The sequence below is a fragment of the Undibacterium sp. FW305-107 genome, from assembly GCF_058788535.1.
In genome coordinates this window covers 149,973-169,545 of record NZ_JBYTAV010000010.1, presented here as the reverse complement: position 1 = coordinate 169,545, position 19,573 = coordinate 149,973, and the positions used below count along the sequence as shown (strand labels likewise).

Genomic DNA, 19,573 nt, shown 5'->3' with positions numbered 1-19,573 from the left:
TTTTCTATTTATGTTTTCTATATCTGCAGCGGAATGGAGTGCCCTATTCCATATAATTCAATTGCACTCTGTCCAGGGTCCTGACCTTGTCAAGGACGGTGTCATCGACGACAACCTCCCTGCCACTGATTTCTTCTATGAGGAGTACGTATTCCACAAAACTCAGGGAATCGACGACATCGTTTTCTATGAGGTCAAGGTCGAAGGGAATATCGGACAGATATTTTTTCTTCGACAGCAACCACTGTTTAACTTCATTGATCTTGTCAAGACTGATAAGCTGGCTCAAGACTGGTCTCCTGTTTTAATAAATGGGTGTCGCCCAGCAAGGCCAGCACTTTTTTCAGCAACTCACGTGCATGAAAATCTTGCCGCGCCGGGTCTGCGAGCAGTGCACTGCGGATTGCCATGCCACTGCTAAAACCGGCATCACGGTACATGGCCGGGTTGTAGAGGGATTCGATGGTGACCTGCACATATTTGCGCAAGTGTTGCGAGACTTTCTCCAGCACTTCTGGCGCATAATCATTGCTGATGCCATCTGCCAACCTGGCCAGCAAGGCACGGCCAAAGGTGATGTGGCGCGACTCATCATTGCGGTGCGCCTCATTGATCTCGCGTACGAAAGGGTGCACGCGTTCATCAAGTGCAATCTTCAAATTGTAGTAATGGCCGACTTCTTCAAAAATGAAAATCTGTGCAAAGCGGACGAGTATTGTCAGTCTGGGGTCAAGCTTGAGTTCAGTCAGTTGTATTTTCTTGTTGCCATAAATCTTACCCCCATAGTTTTCGCAGAACTTGGCGAAGTACCACATATGCTGGTTTTCTTCGTCGATGAAGTGATGCAGGTAATCATTGGCTTCTTTCAGCATGGGGGTATGCAAGAGTTCTGCCACGCCTGCAATCAATTCCTGCTCGCCAGTCACATTCAGGCTGAAAAGGTTGATGCACTCCCATTTGCTGAGCAGTTTGCGTTGTGCCTCGCTGGCCTGCTCGTAATACGGTGTGCCATGGATGGTCAGCAATTCAGGGCTAACCCACCAGTCAGCCTCGCTGATATCATCCACCCAGTCAAAGCGGGTGAAGCTGAAGACATGCCTGTCACGGGACAATTGCACCAGCCTGGCGAGCCGGTCGGTGTACATACTTTGCGTGCTGCTCATCTTTCTTTGTCTCCATTGATGCAGATCAATACGTTAAAATTTAGTCTAGCTATTTTTAGATGTCGCTTTAACTACATTAATAAAAGTCCAACATCAGCGTCCATTCAATTCGATAGAATTTTTCATCTAAGTTTCTGGCACAAAATTTGATTTCCAGAAACTTTATCCGTGCACAAAAACTGCAGAAAACCTGTCTTTTCAGAGGTAAAAAGTCCATATAGCCAGGCCTGCTCCACAATATTTCTGTATTCACTGAGAGGGAGCCGGGCGCAAGCAGGCCAGTACTCAATTAGTGGCAAAAAAAGCACAATCGATCTTTTTTTTAAAGATCCAGGACAAATCAACATCAGCAGGATTTGCTTTAAATTAATGTTTTTAAAGCATTGTTCTCCAAGAGTGCGCTAGAATCAGCCATCACTATTTCTGGTACGGAAAATGCAGAATTTATCGATTCTCCAGGCTCATTTACCTGAGCCACACCAACGTTCAGACAATCAGGAAGACTACATACCGCAATTAGCAGCATGATGACTTCAGCCACCGATAGCACCCGCCAATTAGTTGAACGTATTTACCAGCAAGAGTCGCGTCGGGTCTTTGCGACTCTGGTGCATTTGCTAGGGGATTTTGATCTGGCTGAAGAAGCCCTGCATGAAGCCTTCAAGGCAGCACTGGAGCAATGGCCAGAAAAAGGCTTGCCTGAATATCCGCATACCTGGCTGGTGTCAGCAGGACGTTACAAGGCAATAGACAGCATACGCAGGCAAAAGCGCTTTGATCCGCTGGACCAACATACAGAAACCGTGGAAGCACTGGTGGATGAGACAGCACAGCCAGGCGAGCCTGTGCTTGAACCAATACTCATGGAAGATGACAGGCTGCGCCTGATCTTCACCTGCTGCCACCCTGCCCTGGCAGCCGATGCCCAGGTCGCCTTGACACTGCGTGAAGTCTGCGGTCTGACAACGGAAGAAATCGCGCATGCCTTCCTGACCCCGGCCCCCACTCTTGCGCAACGCATCGTGCGTGCCAAGGCAAAAATACGTGATGCCAGAATTCCCTATCAGGTACCAGAAAAAGAAGAGCTACCTGCACGCCTGCACAGTGTGCTGAGAGTCATTTATCTGGTCTTTAATGAGGGCTACTCAAGCTCTGCCGGTAATTCAGCTTTGCGTCTCGATCTGGCGACAGAAGCCATACGGCTGACACGCCTGCTACAAGAATTATTGCCCGAACCTGAAGTCAGCGGCTTGCTGGCCTTGATGCTATTACATGAATCACGCCGTCCTGCCCGTACTGATGGCCAGGGCGAATTGATCGCGCTTGAACAACAAGACCGGCAATTATGGATTCGTGCATTAATAGCCGAAGGGTCCGCCTTGGTGGAACAGGCTCTGCGCTCTGGCCGCTTTGCTGCCTATACCCTGCAGGCGACGATTTCTGCCGTCCATGCCGAAGCAGCTACCTATGCAGAGACCGACTGGCCGCAGATAGTTGGTCTGTATGACGCCTTGCTGCGCGTCGAAGCCAGCCCCATCATAGAACTGAACCGCGCCATCGCCATTGCCATGTGTACTGGCGGATTGAAGTCAGGCTTGCAACTGGTGGAAGCCTTGCTGGAAAAAGAGGAAATGCGTAACTACCATCTGGCCCATGCAGCCAGGGCGGACCTGTGCCGCCGCAATGGTGACCTGACGCAGGCAAAGCTATCCTATGAACAGGCGCTAAAACTTTGCAAACAGGAACCGGAAAAACGCTTTATTGAACGACGCTTGCAGGCATTAATAAATTAGTGAATCTCACTGACACCCACCACCTTTACCCAAAATAAGAAGTCTGCCCTACCTTCAGGAGATATATGGCAAAACTGCACCACGTCCTTCCCGCTTTGTTAATCAGTCTATTGCCTGCACTATGCATGGCTGAAGCGACATCAATTTCACCTGGCCTTGCCTGCAAGTCTGCAACACAAGCCATCGATGAAGAAGGTTTTGTTGAAATAGGTGGCATACCACAATGGGTCACCATCAAGGGTAAACATTGCAGTAACCCTGTCATCCTGATCGTACATGGCGGTCCCGGCAATACCATGAGCCCCTATGCCAGCGCCATTTACGGCGCCTGGGAAAAAGATTACACCCTGGTGCAATGGGACCAGCGTGGCGCAGGCAAAACCTTTGGCAAGAACAAACCCAGCGAAGATACGCCTTTGACAGTAGCGCAAATGGCTGATGATGGCGTCGCCCTGGCGGCTTACCTGACTCAGCATCTGGGCAAGAAAAAAATCATCCTGACAGGTAGTTCATGGGGCTCGATACTCGGTGTGCAAATGAGTTTATTGAAACCTGAATTATTTTATGCCTATATAGGTACTTCGCAAGTCGTCAGCTACAAGGCTAACCAGACTTCCAGCTACAACAAGGTATTGAGCCTGGCACAAGCTGCTGGCGATCAGGAGACGGTTGGCAAAGTAAGCGCACTTGGCCCGCCACCGTGGAGCAATCCACGCAATTTCGGCATCTTGCGCAAGGCAATACGTAAATATGAAGCACTGCGCACAGACCAGGCACCCGCAGCATGGTGGACACCAGAATCAGCATACGCCACGCAAGTCGCCCAGACTGACTACGAAGGTGGCGAAGACTATTCTTTCCTGAAATTTGTTGGCTACAAGGGCGACGGCATGTTCAGCAAAATCGAATTTGCTGAAAACGCTAGCAGATTTTCTATCCCGGTCTTTTTCGTCCAGGGTGCAGAAGATTTGCTGACCATGCCTGAAATTACCCGCCAGTATGTAGATAGCATTACTGCGCCGCAAAAAGAATATATTGTGGTTCCACGTGCCGGTCATGATCCAAATTTGCCGTTTATAGAGGCACAATTGAAACTGCTCAACGAGCGGGTGCGTTCTTTGAGTAAGTAATACTCATAGGCAATTTTATGCGCATCAAAAATATTTAAAAATATTTTTGTTTTAATGTCGATTTACTGTCCAGCCATTCGACTATCAGATGTGGAAATACTTTCACACGATAATCCAACACTTTTATAAAGGAAATAATCATGCCACATCCTGTCGCTTACCTGTCTTTCAATGGCAACTGCAAGGAAGCCATGTACTTTTATGAACAAGTTCTGGGCGGAAAAATCACCGTCATGATGAGTGGAGCCGATTCGCCCATGGCAGCAATGATACCGAAAGAATCTGCCCACAACATCCTGCATGCACGCCTGGAACTGCCGGACGGTGGCTTGCTCTACGCGGGTGACTGCCCACAGCAAATGCCCTATGAGGGCATCAAGGGCGTCTCTTTCACGCTGAATTACGATACAACGGAAGAAGCCGCCAAGATCTTTAACGCGCTCGCAGAAGGTGGCCAGATCACCATGCCGGTACAACCTGCATTCTGGGCAAAATCCTGGGGCATGCTGGTCGACAAATACGGCACGCCATGGATCATCAATGGCGAGCAGCTGCCACTGTAATCAGATCACCGTTAATCCATCCTTGCTGGAGCCGCTATGAAATACCTATGCCTGGTTTATCTCGACAATGAACACTGGAATGCCTGTCCAGACGAAAAATGCGCCATGTATGCACAAGGCTTGCTTGACAGTGGCCACATGCTGGCGGCCGAGCCTCTGCATCCTGTACACACGGCGACCACAGTCAGGGTAAGGAATGGGCAATTGTCGGTGACAGATGGCCCATTTGCCGAAACCAAGGAAATGCTGGCTGGCTTTTATCTCATCGATGCCAGGGATTTGAATGAAGCCATACAACTGGCTTCCAAAATCCCGCCAGCCCAGCATGGCAGCATAGAAGTACGCCCGGTGCGTACACTGGACTTGCCAGCCATGGCTACAGCAGCGACAACAAGTTAAAGGAGAACGAAATGCACAAGCAAATCTTTGTCAACCTGCCTGTCAAAGACCTGGCCCGCGCCAAGGAATTCTGGAGCAGCCTGGGTTATAGCTTTGATCCAAAATTCGCCAGTGACAATGCCGCCTGCATCATCTTTGGTGAAAGCATTCTGGTCATGTTGCTGGTGGAAGAACTCTTTGCCAGTTTCGCCCACAAACCCGTATGTGATGCGCACGAGCGGGTAGAAGTCTTGCATGCCCTTTCTTGCGATAACCGCGAGCATGTCGATACTCTCATCAAAAAAGCCAGGGCCGCCGGTGCCACCATACCTGACGAAGCAGAAGACCATGGCTTCATGTATGCACAGGGCTTCTATGATCTTGACGGTCATGGCTGGAATTGCTGCGCGTGGGCAACTGACGGTGCATGCACGCAGACGGCATGACTCGCTGAGCCTGCCCTTACTGTTACAACAAATTGAGGAAAACAAAATGCATAAGCAAATTTTTGTAAATCTGTCTGTTAAAGACCTGCCCCGCTCCAAGGAATTCTGGAGCAGCCTGGGCTATAGCTTTGAACCCAAGTTCACCAACGACAAAGCCGCCTGCATGATCATGGGAGAGAACCTGTTCGTCATGCTGCTGGTTGAAGAGTTTTTTGCAGGCTTTACCAACAAACCTATCAGCGATGCGCATGAGCGTACTGAAGTTTTGAATTGCCTGTCCTGCGACAGCCGCGAACAGGTTGATAGCCTGGTCGCCAAAGCCAGGGCTGCGGGTGCCACAGTGCCTAAAGAACCTATGGATCATGGTTTCATGTACGGACATGGTTTCCATGATGTCGATGGCCATGGCTGGGAATTAATGCACATGGTCGCTGAAGGTGAATGTCAATAAATCGGCCTACCTTGAACTGGAATTGCCAAACCGCCTGTTTTTCAGGCGGTTTTTTTATGGGCATCACACTTTCACTTCCATGCAATTCGTCACGGCAAAATCAGGCTTGGTCACACTGTCGGCCATCTGTTCATGGCGGCGCGGCATACTGATTCCGTACATCATCATGTCCCAATATAAAACTCTTCAAATTGTATGGAATCAGAAATGAAAATTTCCAATCTACCAGGTCGCTCGCACGACCTCCTTAGCAAGCTGATTAGCGTCCTGTCACCGTGGTATCGCCTGATAAATTACATCAGCAAACCTGTTCAATTCTTTCTCGGCCTGAGCTTATTGTTTGCTGGTGCTACACATGCAGCCATGCCAGATGCAGGATATGAAGTACAGCACGGCATCGTCTATCAACGTACAGATGATGAAGCGCTGACTGGTGATTTATATCGCCCCAAGGGAAATGACAAATATCCCGTGCTGATTGCCGTCCACGGTGGTGACTGGCGTTTTGCTGATGCCAGCCTGTATAAGCATTGGGGGCCGTATCTGGCGAAAAATGGCTATGCGGTATTTGCCGTCAATTATCGCCTGGTGAAAGATAAAACCAACCTCTATCCTGCCGCCGTGCATGACGTGCGCGCTGCGGTGCAATTCTTGCGGCAGCAAGCGGCGACTTACCAGCTTGATCCTGAGCGCATGGGCCTAATGGGTGATTCTGCAGGGGCGCAGCTAGCCACTATTGTCGCACTGGCTGGTGATCAGCAACCGTTCTCGGACGGCATGAATCCCACTACCAAGGTCAAGGTGTGTGTAGGTATTTATGGCAGTTATGATTTGACTGCGAAATGGGAACATTCGAATCGCTACTACCCTGACAATAATATTGCCCAAGGCTTTCTGGGTAGCAGTCTGATCGATAATAGAAAAATCTATTTTGAAGCATCACCACTGTCTTATGTGACACGCGAAAATAATCAAACGCAGTTTTTGTTGAGCTGGGGAGCGAAGGACAAGTTTGTTGATCCTGAAGGACAGTCGATGGCCTTCATGCATGCCTTGAATCAGGCGGGATTTTCAGTGAGTTCTGTTGTGTTAAAAAATGCGGGGCATTATTGGGCGTCTGAGCCTATCAAGGTACCGGGGACTGATTCTGGATATCTGGCGCCGCGTTTATTGCAGTTTTTGAAGGAGAAGCTGTAGGGGATTTATGCTACGTTTCTGTTATAAAGATGCCGTTATTTGGATTGCTTATGCAATAGTGTATTGCTCGACTTATAGCACTCTCAAAGTCGTCATTCCACCGGGCTGGCGCTCCAGCGTGCTTTTAGCTGGAATCCAGTGGCGTTCGTGGCATACTGTTCGCTACATTAATTTCAGATTCGAATTGTTTTGCTTATCTGATTTTCAAATACCTGCATACATTATTTACGATTGCAGGTAGGGGGTAGCCCGACAGCTACATACCTTTCTTGCGTCGCCAAGAAAGGTATGCCAAAGAAAGCGACCCAGGCGTCGTTGCCCCCTGAAGGGGGTTCCCGTTTGTGCAGTACAAAAATGGGAAATGCCCGAAACTCGCTACGCTCAAACACGGGCATTTCTTGATCCATTTTCTGTACTGCACAAACGGCGTCGACACATGGGAACTGCAAAAGTCAAAAACAACGTCAATACGACCTACATTCATATTTCTAAAGTTATTGACTCACTACAGTTCTGTAACATCATAGAAAAACCCGCCAATCAATATGGCGGGTCTTTTTACTTCTGCACTAATTCAACTCACTGAAACTTCTTAGCCACTTCCGCAATCCGTTTACCAAACAATTTCGCCGTTTCCAGATCACCTGGCAGCGGGCCTTCTTCTGGTGAAGAATCGGATGGGGATTGTGTCATCAGGCCGCTGAAGCTGGCGATGTAGTTGATGTCATTGCGTTGCGCGGCCTTGCTGTTAGCTGGCATCAGGCCTGTGCCTACCCAGATCATGGAGTGCTGTTGTGATAGCGTAAACAGATAATGCAGAGTAGATAATTTGTCGCCATTCATGGAGGCAGAATTGGTGAAACCCGCGGCGATCTTGTCTTTCCAGACCTGGCTATACCAGGGCTTGGAAGAAGCATCGGCGAATTTTTTGAATTGCCAGGACACTGATCCCATATAAGTTGGGGAACCAAAGACGATGGCATCAGCTGCGGCCAGGGTTTCCCATTGGGCGTCGGTGATATTGCCTTCGGCGTCAATCTTGATGAGTTCGGCATCAGCACCTGCAGCGGCGGCACCTGCGTGTACTGCTTCTGCGGCCTTGGTGGTGTGGCCATAACCTGAATGATAAATAATCGCGACTTTAGACATGTTTTACTCCAGTGTGGATGTTGAGTTTTTACGCAAAAAGACAAATCACTGACGCGTTTTGCATCAGTAATTTGCCTGTCTTTACAACTTAATGCGGCAGATCAAATACCAGTACTTCTGCCTGTTTGCCCTGCTCCAGCACGAGTTTTTCTTCGGCTGACATCATCACGGCATCACCCTCTTTGAGGGACATACCATTTACCTGCAATTCACCACGCGCTACGTGGACATAGGTCAGGCGATCCTTTGCCAGTGCTACTTCCTGCTTTTGTTCTGCATCAAACAAGCCGATTTGCAGACGTGCGTTCTGGCGGATCTTGATGGAGCCATCGGCACCATCGCCAGAAACTACCAAACGCAAGCGACCCTGTTTTTCTTCACGGCTGAATTCTTTCTCGCCGTACAAAGGTTCACCACCCAGTTGGTCTGGCTGTATCCAGATTTGCAGCAAACGTGTGTGCTCGTTATTGGCCGGATTGAATTCCGAATGACGCACACCAGTACCTGCACTCATATACTGCACATTACCTGGACGTATCGTACTGCCATTACCCATGCTGTCTTTGTGCGCAATCGCACCTTCGAGCACGTAAGTAATAATTTCCATGTTCTGGTGAGGATGCGTACCAAAACCCATCGCAGGAGCGATCCAGTCGTCATTAATCACACGCAGTGGGCCAAAACCCATATGCTGCGGATCGTAATATTCTGCAAATGAAAAGCTGTGATGTGATTTCAGCCAGCCGTGCTCGGCGTGGCCGCGTTCTTGTGATGGTCTGAGCGTAATCATATAAGTCCCTTTCAAATTTCCTGAAGAGTGTGTTCAGGCGATGTACACACTATATACATGCAAATTCTTTGACATAAGGGTAGAATTTCATACAACTCATTCAAATTATTTGAACAATCGTGAACCTGACCCTTGAAGCCCTGCAAATCCTCGATGCCATAGACCGCAAGGGCAGCTTTGCGGCGGCTGCAGCGGCCCTGGATAAAGTGCCCTCAGCCATCACTTACAGCATACGCAAGCTGGAAGAAGACCTGGATGTGCTGCTATATGACAGGCGTGGCCACAGGGCCAAGCTGACTATTGCCGGGGAAGAGTTATTGATGCAGGGCAGGCATTTGCTGAATGCCGCACAGGAGCTTGAAAACCGCGTGAAACGTGCCGCCAGCGGTTGGGAGGCAGAGCTACGCATCGTCATTGATGGCATCATACAATTCGACGATATCATCCCCTTGATCAAGGAATTTGAACAACAGGCGTGTGGCACGCGTATCCGTATCAGCCAGGAGATTTTGTCGGGTGTCTGGGAAACCATGGTATCTGGCCGCGCCGACCTTGCCATAGGCGCTGCCTATTACGGGCCGGATGCCATACGCATGCAGGGTGAATTTCAGACTCGTTTGCTGGGCAGTGTGGAATGGGTGTTTGCCGTAGCACCACAACACCCGCTGGCGCAGGCAGAAGAACCGCTGACTCCGGCTATTTTGCAGGCCCACAGGGCAATTGCCATTGGTGACACTGGCCTGACCCTGCCATCAATGACGGCAGGCTTGCTGAGCGGGCAAGATACCCTGACCGTGCCCACCATGCACGCCAAGCTGGCGGCACAACTGGCCGGCCTGGGTTGCGGGCACTTGCCACGTCGCCTTGCATTGCCACATTTGCGCAGCGGTGCGCTGATAGAAAAGAAGACCAGCGCCCACCGCCCGCCAGAAGATAATCGCCTGGTCTGGCGTAATGCCAACAAGGGCAAGGCCTTGTTGTGGTTTTTACAGAAGTTGCAAGACCCTGTCGTGCAACGCATGTTGATAGGTAACTGAAGAACATCCACGCCAACAAAACAGATGACGCAAAAATACATAGGACGTTTCGCCCCTTCGCCGACCGGCCCCTTGCATATGGGTTCGCTGGTGGCCGCCATGGCCAGCTATCTTGATGCCAAAGCCCATGACGGGCTATGGCTGCTGCGCATGGAAGACCTGGATTTTGACCGCAATGTCAAAGGCGCAGACCAGCATATCATCAACTCATTGGAACGCTCTGGCATGGTCTGGGATGGCGATATCAGTTGGCAAAGCAAGCGCCAGCATCTGTACGAAGCTGCCTTGAACCAGCTAGGTGACAATCTCTATCCCTGCGCATGCTCACGCAAGGAAATCGCTGATTCGCGCCTGCGCCTGGGTGAAACAGCCAGCCAGATTTATCCGGGCACTTGCCGTCACGGTCTGGCAGCGGGCAAAATTGCCCGTGCCTGGCGTTTGCGCGTGCCGGATCAAATCTATACCTTTGCAGACCGGCTGGCTGGCATGCAGCAACAAAACCTTGCGACCGAGGTCGGGGACTTTGTATTGAAGCGTGCCGATGGCTTTTGGGCTTATCAGTTGGCAGTAGTGGTCGACGATGCCGCACAAGGTATCACGCACGTGGTGCGCGGCGCAGATCTGATCGATTCAACTGCACGGCAAATCTATCTGCAAGAATTGCTGGGCTTGCCCACCCCTTCTTATTTGCATGTGCCAGTCGTCACCAATGCAGATGGTGAAAAGCTGTCGAAGCAAACTGGAGCCCTCGCATTTGATCGTGGTGATAATGATGTACTACGTGAAGCCTTGCTACCGGCTGCACAATTCCTGGGATTGACCTTACCATCAACAATCACCGATATTTCCGCTTTCTGGTCGTTGGCAATTCAGGCGTGGAAAGCGAAAATGGAGAGTGCAGATGCACAATAAAACAAGGGCTGCAATGCAGCCCTTGTTAGTGAAACCTGTCAGCATTTAATGTTAATGTTAGCTGGCGTCAGCTAATGTCAAATCAATGCTCAGGATGTTCCCTGCCGCGTCCGTGTCCATGGCGCCCGTGATCGTCATTACCCCTGTCATCTCTACGATAGTCATTACGGCGATTATCGTCACGTCGATAAGCATCATGCCTGTAATCGTGGTCACGGTAATAACCATCGCGATAACGCGGCACTACCTGAGTGTTGTACCAGTTTTCCTGGACAAAATACACCGGACGACCGCAGGCATTGTAGCGATAGCAATGCTTTTCCCATTTATTTCTATGGCCTGGCGGCACCACCAGATACAAGGGAGGTTCAACTACCCTCACTCTTTCTACGATGCGTGGCTCACGATAAATCACCTGAGGTTGAGGGAAATTACCAACGTCAACACGACCATAAAATCCCGGTTGCCCAAATTGCAAAGAGACACCCACATCTTGTGCCTGAGTCTGTGCGGTCATGAAGAGTGATGCACAGGCTGCGGTCGCCAGCAATACTCTTTTACATGTCATGTTTATCATTGCGTACTCCATTTCCATTACGTTAACCAAAGAAGCAATACAGCGCTTACAGTACTATAACGTTCGTAAAGCATATCTGTTGACTTCCCAGTTCAATTTACTTCTGCATGTCCTTTCGGGTCTGTACGTTAGCCAACACAGCCAGGCATGGCGAGCCTAATGTAAAACTGATGTAAACATATCTTGCGGCAACTTATTTAACCGGGAAATCCGCTGCCCACTGCATTGCTTTTTGATCAAGGAAAGCACGGCGCTCAGCTGATACTTTAGTCGTCAATTGTGCCAAGGTAGTCCTGTGCGATGCACAGGCATACTGTGCATCCCGTTTGCCGAATTTGCGCTTGAGTACACATTCGAGCTGATTGGCACCAGCCACATCTTCATAGGCAGTTTCCAGTGCTTCTGGCAAGACCGTTTGATAACGCAACACCAGTTGTGCCGATATACCTCGATAGGCAGGGTCATTCGCACCGGCCTGATGGCTATATTTGACAGCATCTTTCAATGCCGCATAGGCATCTGCATTTTTTTTGATATTTGGTATGCCAGGATTGGACGTGGTTTCGCTGCTGCCGTCACCACTTGTCATCGTCACTGACCATCCTGATTTTTCAGTGATTTTTTCTTCGAGACAGGCCAGGCGATTACTTGCTTCTGCGGCGACGTAGGTTTGTGCTTCAACATTGCCATCGGCAGCCAGTTTGCGATTTTTTGCCAGCCAGTCCTTGAAATCTGCACGCAGGGGTTTTGCAGTAATCAAATCACAGTCATCCAGGCTGATTTTTGCCGCTTGTGAGCTTGCACAAGCAAGTGTCAGGCAAATCAGAATTGTGGCGTGGGAGATGCGTGGAGAAAGTTTCATAAGTATTTTATTGTGTTCAATTCGAAAAGATAATCAACCGATTAAAAGTTCGCAGATGCTGCCATGGCGAAAACAACATGGGAAATGATTTTACAAATTAACACTTTTGTCTTATTCAAAAGCCAGTAAAACAACAATCTTCATTTTCTGTTATCAAAGCAAGATCGAAGCTTGTTTTAGCTACACGATTTCAACAATCCTTGACATTTTTCTGCTTCCTTTTGAATCGAAAAATTCATACTCTGAATTTGTAATTTTCTGTTTCCAAAACTTGAGGGCAAACCCGTTGAAAAACGGCGACGCAAAGCCACCGGCCTACAGCGCATATGCGCCATGGCAGCGGGGTTGCCGGTAATGTTATTGCTAAAGCATTTGATCGCCTGGGCATTTCATTTACTGCCGAATCACCGCCCTCTGCTGATATCGGAGTGCATACGTGATCATCAAAAAAAGAATATTTTTCAGGTTGCTCAGGCCACTTAAGTTACTTACATGGCTGAGTCTACTTTTCACGGCAAGTCTTCTTACAGCTTGTGGTGGCGATAGCCCCCAGATCAGCAATGCTGCCATTACCTTACCGCCAGCAGAGGTCGCTACAGGCACGACCACATTGGAAATCGCCGTACCCGTACTCCCGCCAGACGTGGCGATTCAACACACCCAGCCCACATTTCACCTCGCACCAGTCCTGCTTGATGCGCCTGCCGATATTGATGTCATGGATGGCAGCAGATCAGCCCGCGTGCCTGCTGCAATGCAAGCCATACCGCGCGAATGGCAAGGCGTGCGTGGTCGTGGGTTGACAGTATCCGCAATACGCTCATTGCCTCGCCCGCAGTTGGCACCACCACCCATTGCGGCGGGCCAGATTGATGTGTTGCCATCAGCTGGTACTGGCGTGGTATCCACTTATACTCCGGCACAAATACGTGCCGCGTATGGTTTGCCAGCACTGCCCGCAAGCATGAGCAACTTGACGGCGGCACAAGCTGCCCTGCTGGGCGCGGGTCAGACAATTTATATCGTCAATGCAAAGCATGACCCCAACATCGTGGCAGAACTGAATGCCTTCAATCAAAAATTTGGCCTGCCTGCATGCGCTGTAAAAAATATCGCTTCAGGTACCGTCTTACCTTTATCTGCAGCATCTGCCACAAGCTGTGAATTTTCTGTGGTGTATAGCACCAGTGCTGGCAGCATGAACAGTACTGCACCGGCCTATGATTCTGGCTGGGCGACAGAAATTGCACTCGATGTGCAGTGGGCACATGCGACCGCACCGCTGGCCCGTATTATCCTGATCGAAGCGGCAGATTCTTCCATGAGCAACATGGTGGGCGGCATCAGGCTGGCGAATGCCATGGGGCCAGGTGTGGTATCGATGAGTTTTGGTGCTGCTGAAGGTAGCTGGACTGCAGGCGTGGAAAATACATTCACCACTGCAAAAATGACTTATCTCGCAGCGTCCGGCGACAATGGTCCGGCGGTTGAATGGCCTGCAGTATCACCCAATGTGGTGGCTGTAGGCGGGACCAGCCTGAGTTATTCAGGCGGCAGCAGAACTGAAGTTGCCTGGTCAAATACCGGTGGTGGCGTCAGCGCTTATACAGCCACCCCCGCCTATCAAAATACGACAGTGCCAGGCATGGGCGCCCCTGCACGCCGGACAGTGGCCGATGTATCCATGAATTCTGATCCGAATACTGGTCAATATGTAGCGATCATGACACCCGGCAGCAGCACAGTGAGCTGGGTCAGTGCCGGTGGTACCAGCCTGGCCACGCCGCAATGGGCAGGCATCATCGCTGTTGCCAATGCGACGCTGGTACAAGCAGGCAAAGCTGTGTTGGGTGCACCACATGCCATGCTGTACAACAAAATCGCCACCGTACCTGGCAGCTACGCCAGTGTATTTGCCGATGTAGTCAAAGGCAGCAATGGCAGTTGTACCAGTTGCACAGCCAAGTCCGGGCATGATCAGTTGACTGGCTTGGGTACGCCGAATGTCAGTAATTTTCTCAGCATACTCAGCGGTACCATCAGTGGCACAATCGTCACGCCAGCACCAACCGTGACCTCTGCAAGCATCAGTGGCCAGACTGGTACTGCACTGAGCTTTACCGTGTCAGCAACGGCAAGCAATGCATTGTCTTACAGCCTGAGCGGCAATCCATCAGGCATGGCTATCAGCAGCGCGGGTACAGTCACCTGGGCCGCACCTGTTGCGGGCACATATATCGTGATTGTGACTGCGCTGGATGCAGCAACAGGCCAGAGTGGCAAGGGTACATATACTGTGACGATTACAGCACCTGTGCCGCCTGTAGTCACTGCCAACACGATCAATGGCATAGCCGGCAGCCCCTTGTCGTTCAATGTAAATGCCAGTTCAGCCAATGCAGTGATTTACAGCCTTAGTGGTGCGCCATCCGGCATGAGCATCAGCCAGGCTGGTACTGTCACCTGGGCCAGCCCACTGGTCGGCAAGTATATCGTCACAGTCATCGTCAAAGACAGCAAGACTGGCTTGAGCAACCAGGCGATATTCAACATCAGCATCGCAGCATCTGGCCTGAGTATCAATGCTCCTGCCATGACGGGTGTGGCAGGCAAGGCCTTGACGGGCACCATCAGTATCACAGCGCCTGGCGCAACTTCGCTATCTATTTCGATTAGCGGTGCGCCGCTGGGATTAAACTTCAGCATGAGTGGCACGAATATCATCGCAAGCTGGAGTAATCCTGTGAAAGGCAGCTATACACTGAAAATCACAGCCACTGACAATACCGGCAGGACGGCAACTGTGAATATGCCAGTGACAGTAACGGCGAAATAAGAAAGCCAATGCAAGAATGGGGGAATCAGGCTTACTGATACTACCCATTCTTGCTTGCGAAACTTAATGTCCGCTATGACCTTGCGGCTTGCGCACCTGCACTTCAACTTCCGGCACAGCACGCGCGCCATGCCCCATCCCGGCATGTGGATCGGCAGGCGGGCGCGGTGCATCTGCCACCGGCCCGGTATATTCATACGCCACCGTGCCTTTGGGATGCCGGAACCAGCCGGGGTCTTTATAATCACCCGGTTTCTGGTCCTTGCGCACTTTGACGACGCTGAACATGCCGCCCATTTCCAGCCCGCCAAATGGCCCCTCGCCTGTCATCATGGGGATGGTGTTGTCGGGTAGCGGCATTTCCATCGTCCCCATATCTGCCATGCCCTTGTCACCCATGGTCATATAAGCGGGAATGAGTTTGTTGATCTTGTCAGCCACGTCTTTATGATCAACACCTATCATCGACGGCACACTATGGCCCATGGCATTCATGGTGTGATGGCTCTTGTGGCAATGGAAGGACCAGTCACCTTCTTCATCGGCGACAAATTCCATCTGCCGCATCTGGCCCACGGCGATGTCCGTCGTCACCTCAGGCCACCGTGCGGTTCTGGGCACAGGGCCACCGTCGGTACCAGTCACGGTAAATTCATGGCCATGAATGTGGATGGGGTGGTTGGTCATCGTCAGGTTACCGACGCGTATCCTGACCCTGTCGTTCTTGCGCACATTCAGGCTATCGATGCCGGGGAAGATACGGCTATTCCATGACCATAAATTAAAGTCTGTCATGGTCATGATGTTAGGCTTGAAGGCACCTGGCTCTATGTCATAAGCACTGAGCAGGAAAATAAAATCACGGTCAACTTCATCAATCTGCGGATGTTTATTTTTTGGATGGGTAATCCAGGAACCCATCATGCCCATCGCCATTTGCGTCATTTCATCGGCATGCGGGTGATACATGAAGGTGCCGGGGCGGCGTGCCACAAATTCGTAGACAAAGGTCTTGCCCGGCTGTATCGATGGCTGGGTCAGGCCGGATACACCATCCATGCCATTTGGCAGGCGCTGGCCGTGCCAGTGCACGCTGGTGTGCTCCGGCAAACGGTTGGTGACAAAAATGCGTACGCGGTCCCCCTCCACCACTTCTATTGTCGGGCCGGGGCTTTGACCGTTATAACCCCACAGATGCGCCTTCATGCCGGGTGCCATTTCACGCACCACGGGTTCGGCCACGAGGTGGAATTCCTTGACGCCATTATTCATGCGCCATGGCAGGGTCCAGCCATTCAGGGTTACTACCGGATTATACGGACGGCCATTTTTTGGCTGCAGGGGCGGCATGGTATCCGGGCTGGTTTGTGTGACTGCTTCTGGCAAGGCCGCCAATGCCACTTTACTGACCGTACTTGCTGCCAGTGCCCCACCTGCGATGCTCGCCAATTTAAAAAAATCTCTTCTTGTACTCATGATATTTCCTTCGCAGATCTTGTGATCAATGCGCTGCTTCTGCCGTGGCAGTTGATTTGACGGGATTCAGACTACTTGCAGACGGACGCCCCAGCAATTCGGCCTGCAAGGCAGCGTCAGCCAGCCAGAATTGTTGTTCTGCATTGATGGCTGCCAGCACGCTATTGATTTGTTCGCGGCTATCGGCCAGCAATTCAAACACGCTGATGAACATGCCGTTGTAGCGCAACTGGTTTTCAGCAGAAATGCGTTTGCGTAGCGGCAGTATCTCATCACGATATTGCCGGGCGATATCGTACATGTTGCGATAGGCTGAATAGCTGACGCGCAGATGCGAACCTGCATTATTGACCGTAGCCTGCAGGCGATAACTGGCGGCCAGGGTATTCGCATTCATGGTTGTTCTCTGCGCATCGCCCCAGTCAAATAGTGGCAACCTCAGGTTCACCTCAAAGCCGCGTTTAATCTCGCTATGCCCCGCCGCATCAAAATTGGTGTCGCGCCGTACGCCCAATTCAATATCTGCAAAGCTGCTGACCACACCCAAGCCCTGGCGTGTTGCGGCGGCATCGAGTTCCTGTTTTGCCAGTTGTATGTCAAGACGGTTTTTTGTCGCTTGCGGGCCCAGGATTTCTGCTGCCAACGGAGTAGCGGGTAAATCCGGCAGACGCTCAGGTAACTTAAGTGCTTTTTCCTGTTCATCATTCAGCCCCAGTAAGCGCACCAGTTCTTCGCGAGAGGCGAGACTCGCATGGCGGGCGAAGCTGAGCTGCGCCGCTGCATCGGCCTTGAAAGCTTGCTGGCGTGCTGCCTGCAAGGTATTGAAATTACCGCCCTTGAGCATGCGCTCTGCCAGTATGGCACTGGCATCGGCAGCCTCACCGACTTGTCTGGCATATTCCAGACTCTGTTGTGCCGCGACTGCCTTGACCCATGCCACGCGCACCTGGTTGATACTGTCGATGACATCCAGACTGAGCTGCGTCTGTGCTTGCGCCAGACCATGCTGCGCCATGCTTTGCCTTTGTGGCAGGCTTAGCAAGTCCAGCAGGCCGAAGCTCAACAAGCGTCCAATTTCCAACTCACCGGACTGACGATTGCGTTCAAACGTAAAGAGTGGATTGGCAATACGGCCACTCTGCGCCATATTGGCTCCCGTTGCCTGATGTTGCGCCAGCATGGCCTGCAGTGATGGGCTATTCAGCAAGGCAATTTGCATGGCAGCATCTTGCGTCAAGGGTTCTGATAACAAGACAGCAGCCCTGGCCTGCATGTCTTTCTGCTGTTCGGGCTTGGCGGCCAGGGCCAGTTTCCCTTGGGTGTAAGCGGGATATTGTTGATTGAGTTTTTGCGTACTTTGGTCAATATCAAAACTGGCACAGCCAGTCATCACCAGCAATGCCGGTAACAGATATCGGTAATGAATGTGCGACATGAAGTCCTCGCGGTAAGAAGTGTGTTTCTGCAAAATTGGGAATGCGTGCAACTGCTATAGGTTGGGTTACCTCGTAGCTTGGGCCGGGCCTCGCTAGGCTACTCTTGTAGGTTGAGCTACGTTTTACCAGCCCAACACTCAGCCTCAACAAACGTATACGTTATTTAAATGCCCAGTGTTGGGCTGATAAAGCGGAGCCCAACCTACGAGATAACCCAAGCTACGAACCCAAGCTAATTATTCAGGCAAACACAGCTTTAGGAGGACGTTCCAGCATGCGCGCAGGCACAGATGCGGGTAACAGGACAGGCAGTACCTGGGCATCATCATGCACAGGAACAAATGTAGAAATCTGGATAGCAGGCATCAGGGCGATGCCCATACAACAGGGGGAAGAAGACTTGCAATGATCGCCTACCTTGCCTTTTACAGCATGGGTGATATCGTCACCGTTAGCCTTGGCAACTGGCTGACAATGTTCATTGTCGCTGGCAACAGCAATACCAGCCTGGACAGGCATATCCATGGCGCAGCCCAATTTACTGGCGACAGCAAAGCCCTGCAGGGGCAGCAGTACCAGTAACAGGCAAGCAATCAATAAACGCCAGGATTTTTTCATGTGCCGAAGTTATCACAATTCGGACTTTTCAACAAACGACCAGATCAAAACAAGATCAACCCAGCATTAAATTCAGTGCCAGCATCAGCATCACAATACCGACCAGACTATCCAGCACCCGCCATGCGATGGGCTTGGCAAACCAGGGGGCGAGCAGGCGGGCACCAAAGCCGAGGGTGGCAAACCAGATCGTGGCATTCAAGATGGCACCCACGGCAAACCAGTATTTGCCATTGCCTGGCTGCTGCCCTCCTATGGCACCCAACAGCACTACAGTATCCAGATAGGTGTGGGGATTGAGCAAAGTCGCTCCCAGCACTGCCAGTACGGCCTTGCCCGCCGTCAGACTCAACTCTCCAGCCTCAGTCACCAGACTTTGCTGACTAGCCGCATTCCGCAAAGACCGCACGCCATACCAGATCAGAAATGCTGCCCCGCCCCAGCGAGCTATCGTCAGCAAGACTGGCTGGCTATTGATCATGCCCCCTATACCCGCGACACCAGCCAGTATCAGCAGCATTTCACACACGATACAGATCATTACTGTCAAAGCCACGTGCTGCCTGCGCAAGCCCATGCGCAGGACATGCGCATTTTGCGAACCGATGGCCATGATCAAACCTGCACTCATGCCCATGCCCTTGAGTATAAAAGCCAACATCATCTGTCTCCCCGTTTGTCGATACAGGGATTCTGGCGACAAAAGAGATTAATATGAAGTATATTTAAAATATTTAAAATTTCATTAAAATTTCTTAA

General features: G+C 51.0%; 20 protein-coding genes and 1 riboswitch. Of the genes, 10 read left to right on the top strand and 10 right to left on the bottom strand.

What is annotated here, in order from left to right; translation table 11 throughout:
* Positions 1-43: 43 nt before the first annotated feature.
* Entirely contained in the window at positions 44-289 is a 246-nt protein-coding gene (locus AC3WQT_RS21895) for an acyl carrier protein (RefSeq protein ID WP_162042157.1), read from the bottom strand.
* Positions 267-1,163: a diiron oxygenase gene (locus tag AC3WQT_RS21890; RefSeq protein WP_492707065.1), complete on the bottom strand. Its 897-nt coding sequence runs from the start codon at positions 1,161-1,163 to the stop codon at positions 267-269. The genes AC3WQT_RS21895 and AC3WQT_RS21890 overlap by 23 nt, the downstream gene beginning before the upstream one ends.
* Before the next feature lie 524 nt (positions 1,164-1,687).
* On the opposite strand from AC3WQT_RS21890, the gene AC3WQT_RS21885 reads away from it, so the two are divergent.
* The 7 genes from AC3WQT_RS21885 (at position 1,688) to AC3WQT_RS21855 (ending at position 7,121) form a co-directional block, all read left to right on the top strand.
* Positions 1,688-2,956 carry an RNA polymerase sigma factor gene (locus AC3WQT_RS21885; RefSeq protein WP_492707063.1) on the top strand — a complete coding sequence of 423 codons (1,269 nt, stop codon included), beginning with the start codon at positions 1,688-1,690 and terminating at the stop codon, positions 2,954-2,956.
* A gap of 65 nt (positions 2,957-3,021) precedes the next feature.
* Positions 3,022-4,086 (top strand): alpha/beta fold hydrolase, encoded by a 1,065-nt coding sequence (locus AC3WQT_RS21880; RefSeq protein WP_492707061.1) that lies wholly within the window; start codon positions 3,022-3,024, stop codon positions 4,084-4,086.
* Positions 4,087-4,226: 140 nt separating this feature from the next.
* Positions 4,227-4,649, top strand: a complete 423-nt coding sequence (locus AC3WQT_RS21875; protein ID WP_492707059.1) for a VOC family protein — start codon at positions 4,227-4,229, stop codon at positions 4,647-4,649.
* 36 nt (positions 4,650-4,685) lie between these two features.
* Entirely contained in the window at positions 4,686-5,048 is a 363-nt protein-coding gene (locus AC3WQT_RS21870; RefSeq protein ID WP_492707057.1) for a YciI family protein, read from the top strand.
* A gap of 11 nt (positions 5,049-5,059) precedes the next feature.
* Positions 5,060-5,473, top strand: coding sequence for a VOC family protein (locus AC3WQT_RS21865; protein WP_492707055.1), 414 nt, complete (start codon positions 5,060-5,062; stop codon positions 5,471-5,473).
* Between the two features lie 46 nt (positions 5,474-5,519).
* The gene (locus AC3WQT_RS21860; protein ID WP_492707054.1) at positions 5,520-5,924 is read left to right on the top strand and encodes a VOC family protein; all 405 of its coding nucleotides are present in this window, start codon (positions 5,520-5,522) and stop codon (positions 5,922-5,924) included.
* A 207-nt stretch (positions 5,925-6,131) separates the two neighbouring features.
* On the top strand, positions 6,132-7,121 hold the full coding sequence (locus tag AC3WQT_RS21855) for an alpha/beta hydrolase fold domain-containing protein (protein ID WP_492707052.1): 990 nt from the start codon (positions 6,132-6,134) through the stop codon (positions 7,119-7,121).
* A 579-nt stretch (positions 7,122-7,700) separates the two neighbouring features.
* Here the strand turns inward: AC3WQT_RS21855 and AC3WQT_RS21850 are convergent.
* A complete protein-coding gene (locus AC3WQT_RS21850) occupies positions 7,701-8,270 on the bottom strand; it encodes a flavodoxin family protein (protein ID WP_492707051.1) in 570 nt (189 codons plus the stop codon).
* Positions 8,271-8,358: 88 nt separating this feature from the next.
* The gene (locus tag AC3WQT_RS21845; RefSeq protein ID WP_492707049.1) at positions 8,359-9,060 is read right to left on the bottom strand and encodes a pirin family protein; all 702 of its coding nucleotides are present in this window, start codon (positions 9,058-9,060) and stop codon (positions 8,359-8,361) included.
* A 119-nt stretch (positions 9,061-9,179) separates the two neighbouring features.
* On the opposite strand from AC3WQT_RS21845, the gene AC3WQT_RS21840 reads away from it, so the two are divergent.
* Both AC3WQT_RS21840 and gluQRS read left to right on the top strand, forming a co-directional pair.
* On the top strand, positions 9,180-10,097 hold the full coding sequence (locus tag AC3WQT_RS21840) for a LysR family transcriptional regulator (RefSeq protein WP_492707048.1): 918 nt from the start codon (positions 9,180-9,182) through the stop codon (positions 10,095-10,097).
* A gap of 24 nt (positions 10,098-10,121) precedes the next feature.
* Positions 10,122-11,009, top strand: a complete 888-nt coding sequence (gene gluQRS, locus AC3WQT_RS21835) for a tRNA glutamyl-Q(34) synthetase GluQRS (protein ID WP_492707046.1) — start codon at positions 10,122-10,124, stop codon at positions 11,007-11,009.
* An 82-nt stretch (positions 11,010-11,091) separates the two neighbouring features.
* Here the strand turns inward: gluQRS and AC3WQT_RS21830 are convergent, their stop codons facing one another.
* Together AC3WQT_RS21830 and AC3WQT_RS21825 are read right to left on the bottom strand one after the other, a co-directional pair.
* A complete protein-coding gene (locus tag AC3WQT_RS21830) occupies positions 11,092-11,586 on the bottom strand; it encodes a hypothetical protein (RefSeq protein ID WP_492707044.1) in 495 nt (164 codons plus the stop codon).
* 193 nt (positions 11,587-11,779) lie between these two features.
* A complete protein-coding gene (locus tag AC3WQT_RS21825; RefSeq protein ID WP_492707043.1) occupies positions 11,780-12,448 on the bottom strand; it encodes a hypothetical protein in 669 nt (222 codons plus the stop codon).
* Between the two features lie 266 nt (positions 12,449-12,714).
* A riboswitch (cyclic di-GMP riboswitch) is annotated at positions 12,715-12,801 on the top strand.
* Between the two features lie 83 nt (positions 12,802-12,884).
* Here AC3WQT_RS21825 and AC3WQT_RS21820 point away from each other — a divergent pair.
* Complete coding sequence (locus tag AC3WQT_RS21820; protein ID WP_492707042.1) at positions 12,885-15,284, top strand: putative Ig domain-containing protein; 2,400 nt, start codon at positions 12,885-12,887, stop codon at positions 15,282-15,284.
* Positions 15,285-15,347: 63 nt separating this feature from the next.
* On the opposite strand, the gene AC3WQT_RS21815 is transcribed toward AC3WQT_RS21820, so the two are convergent.
* The 4 genes from AC3WQT_RS21815 to AC3WQT_RS21800 form a co-directional block, all read right to left on the bottom strand.
* A complete protein-coding gene (locus AC3WQT_RS21815; protein ID WP_492707040.1) occupies positions 15,348-16,760 on the bottom strand; it encodes a multicopper oxidase family protein in 1,413 nt (470 codons plus the stop codon).
* Positions 16,761-16,785: 25 nt separating this feature from the next.
* Positions 16,786-18,195 carry a TolC family protein gene (locus tag AC3WQT_RS21810; protein ID WP_492707038.1) on the bottom strand — a complete coding sequence of 470 codons (1,410 nt, stop codon included), beginning with the start codon at positions 18,193-18,195 and terminating at the stop codon, positions 16,786-16,788.
* A gap of 241 nt (positions 18,196-18,436) precedes the next feature.
* Complete coding sequence (locus tag AC3WQT_RS21805; RefSeq protein ID WP_492707037.1) at positions 18,437-18,814, bottom strand: hypothetical protein; 378 nt, start codon at positions 18,812-18,814, stop codon at positions 18,437-18,439.
* 55 nt (positions 18,815-18,869) lie between these two features.
* Positions 18,870-19,478 carry a LysE/ArgO family amino acid transporter gene (locus AC3WQT_RS21800; RefSeq protein ID WP_492707035.1) on the bottom strand — a complete coding sequence of 203 codons (609 nt, stop codon included), beginning with the start codon at positions 19,476-19,478 and terminating at the stop codon, positions 18,870-18,872.
* Positions 19,479-19,573 lie beyond the last annotated feature (95 nt).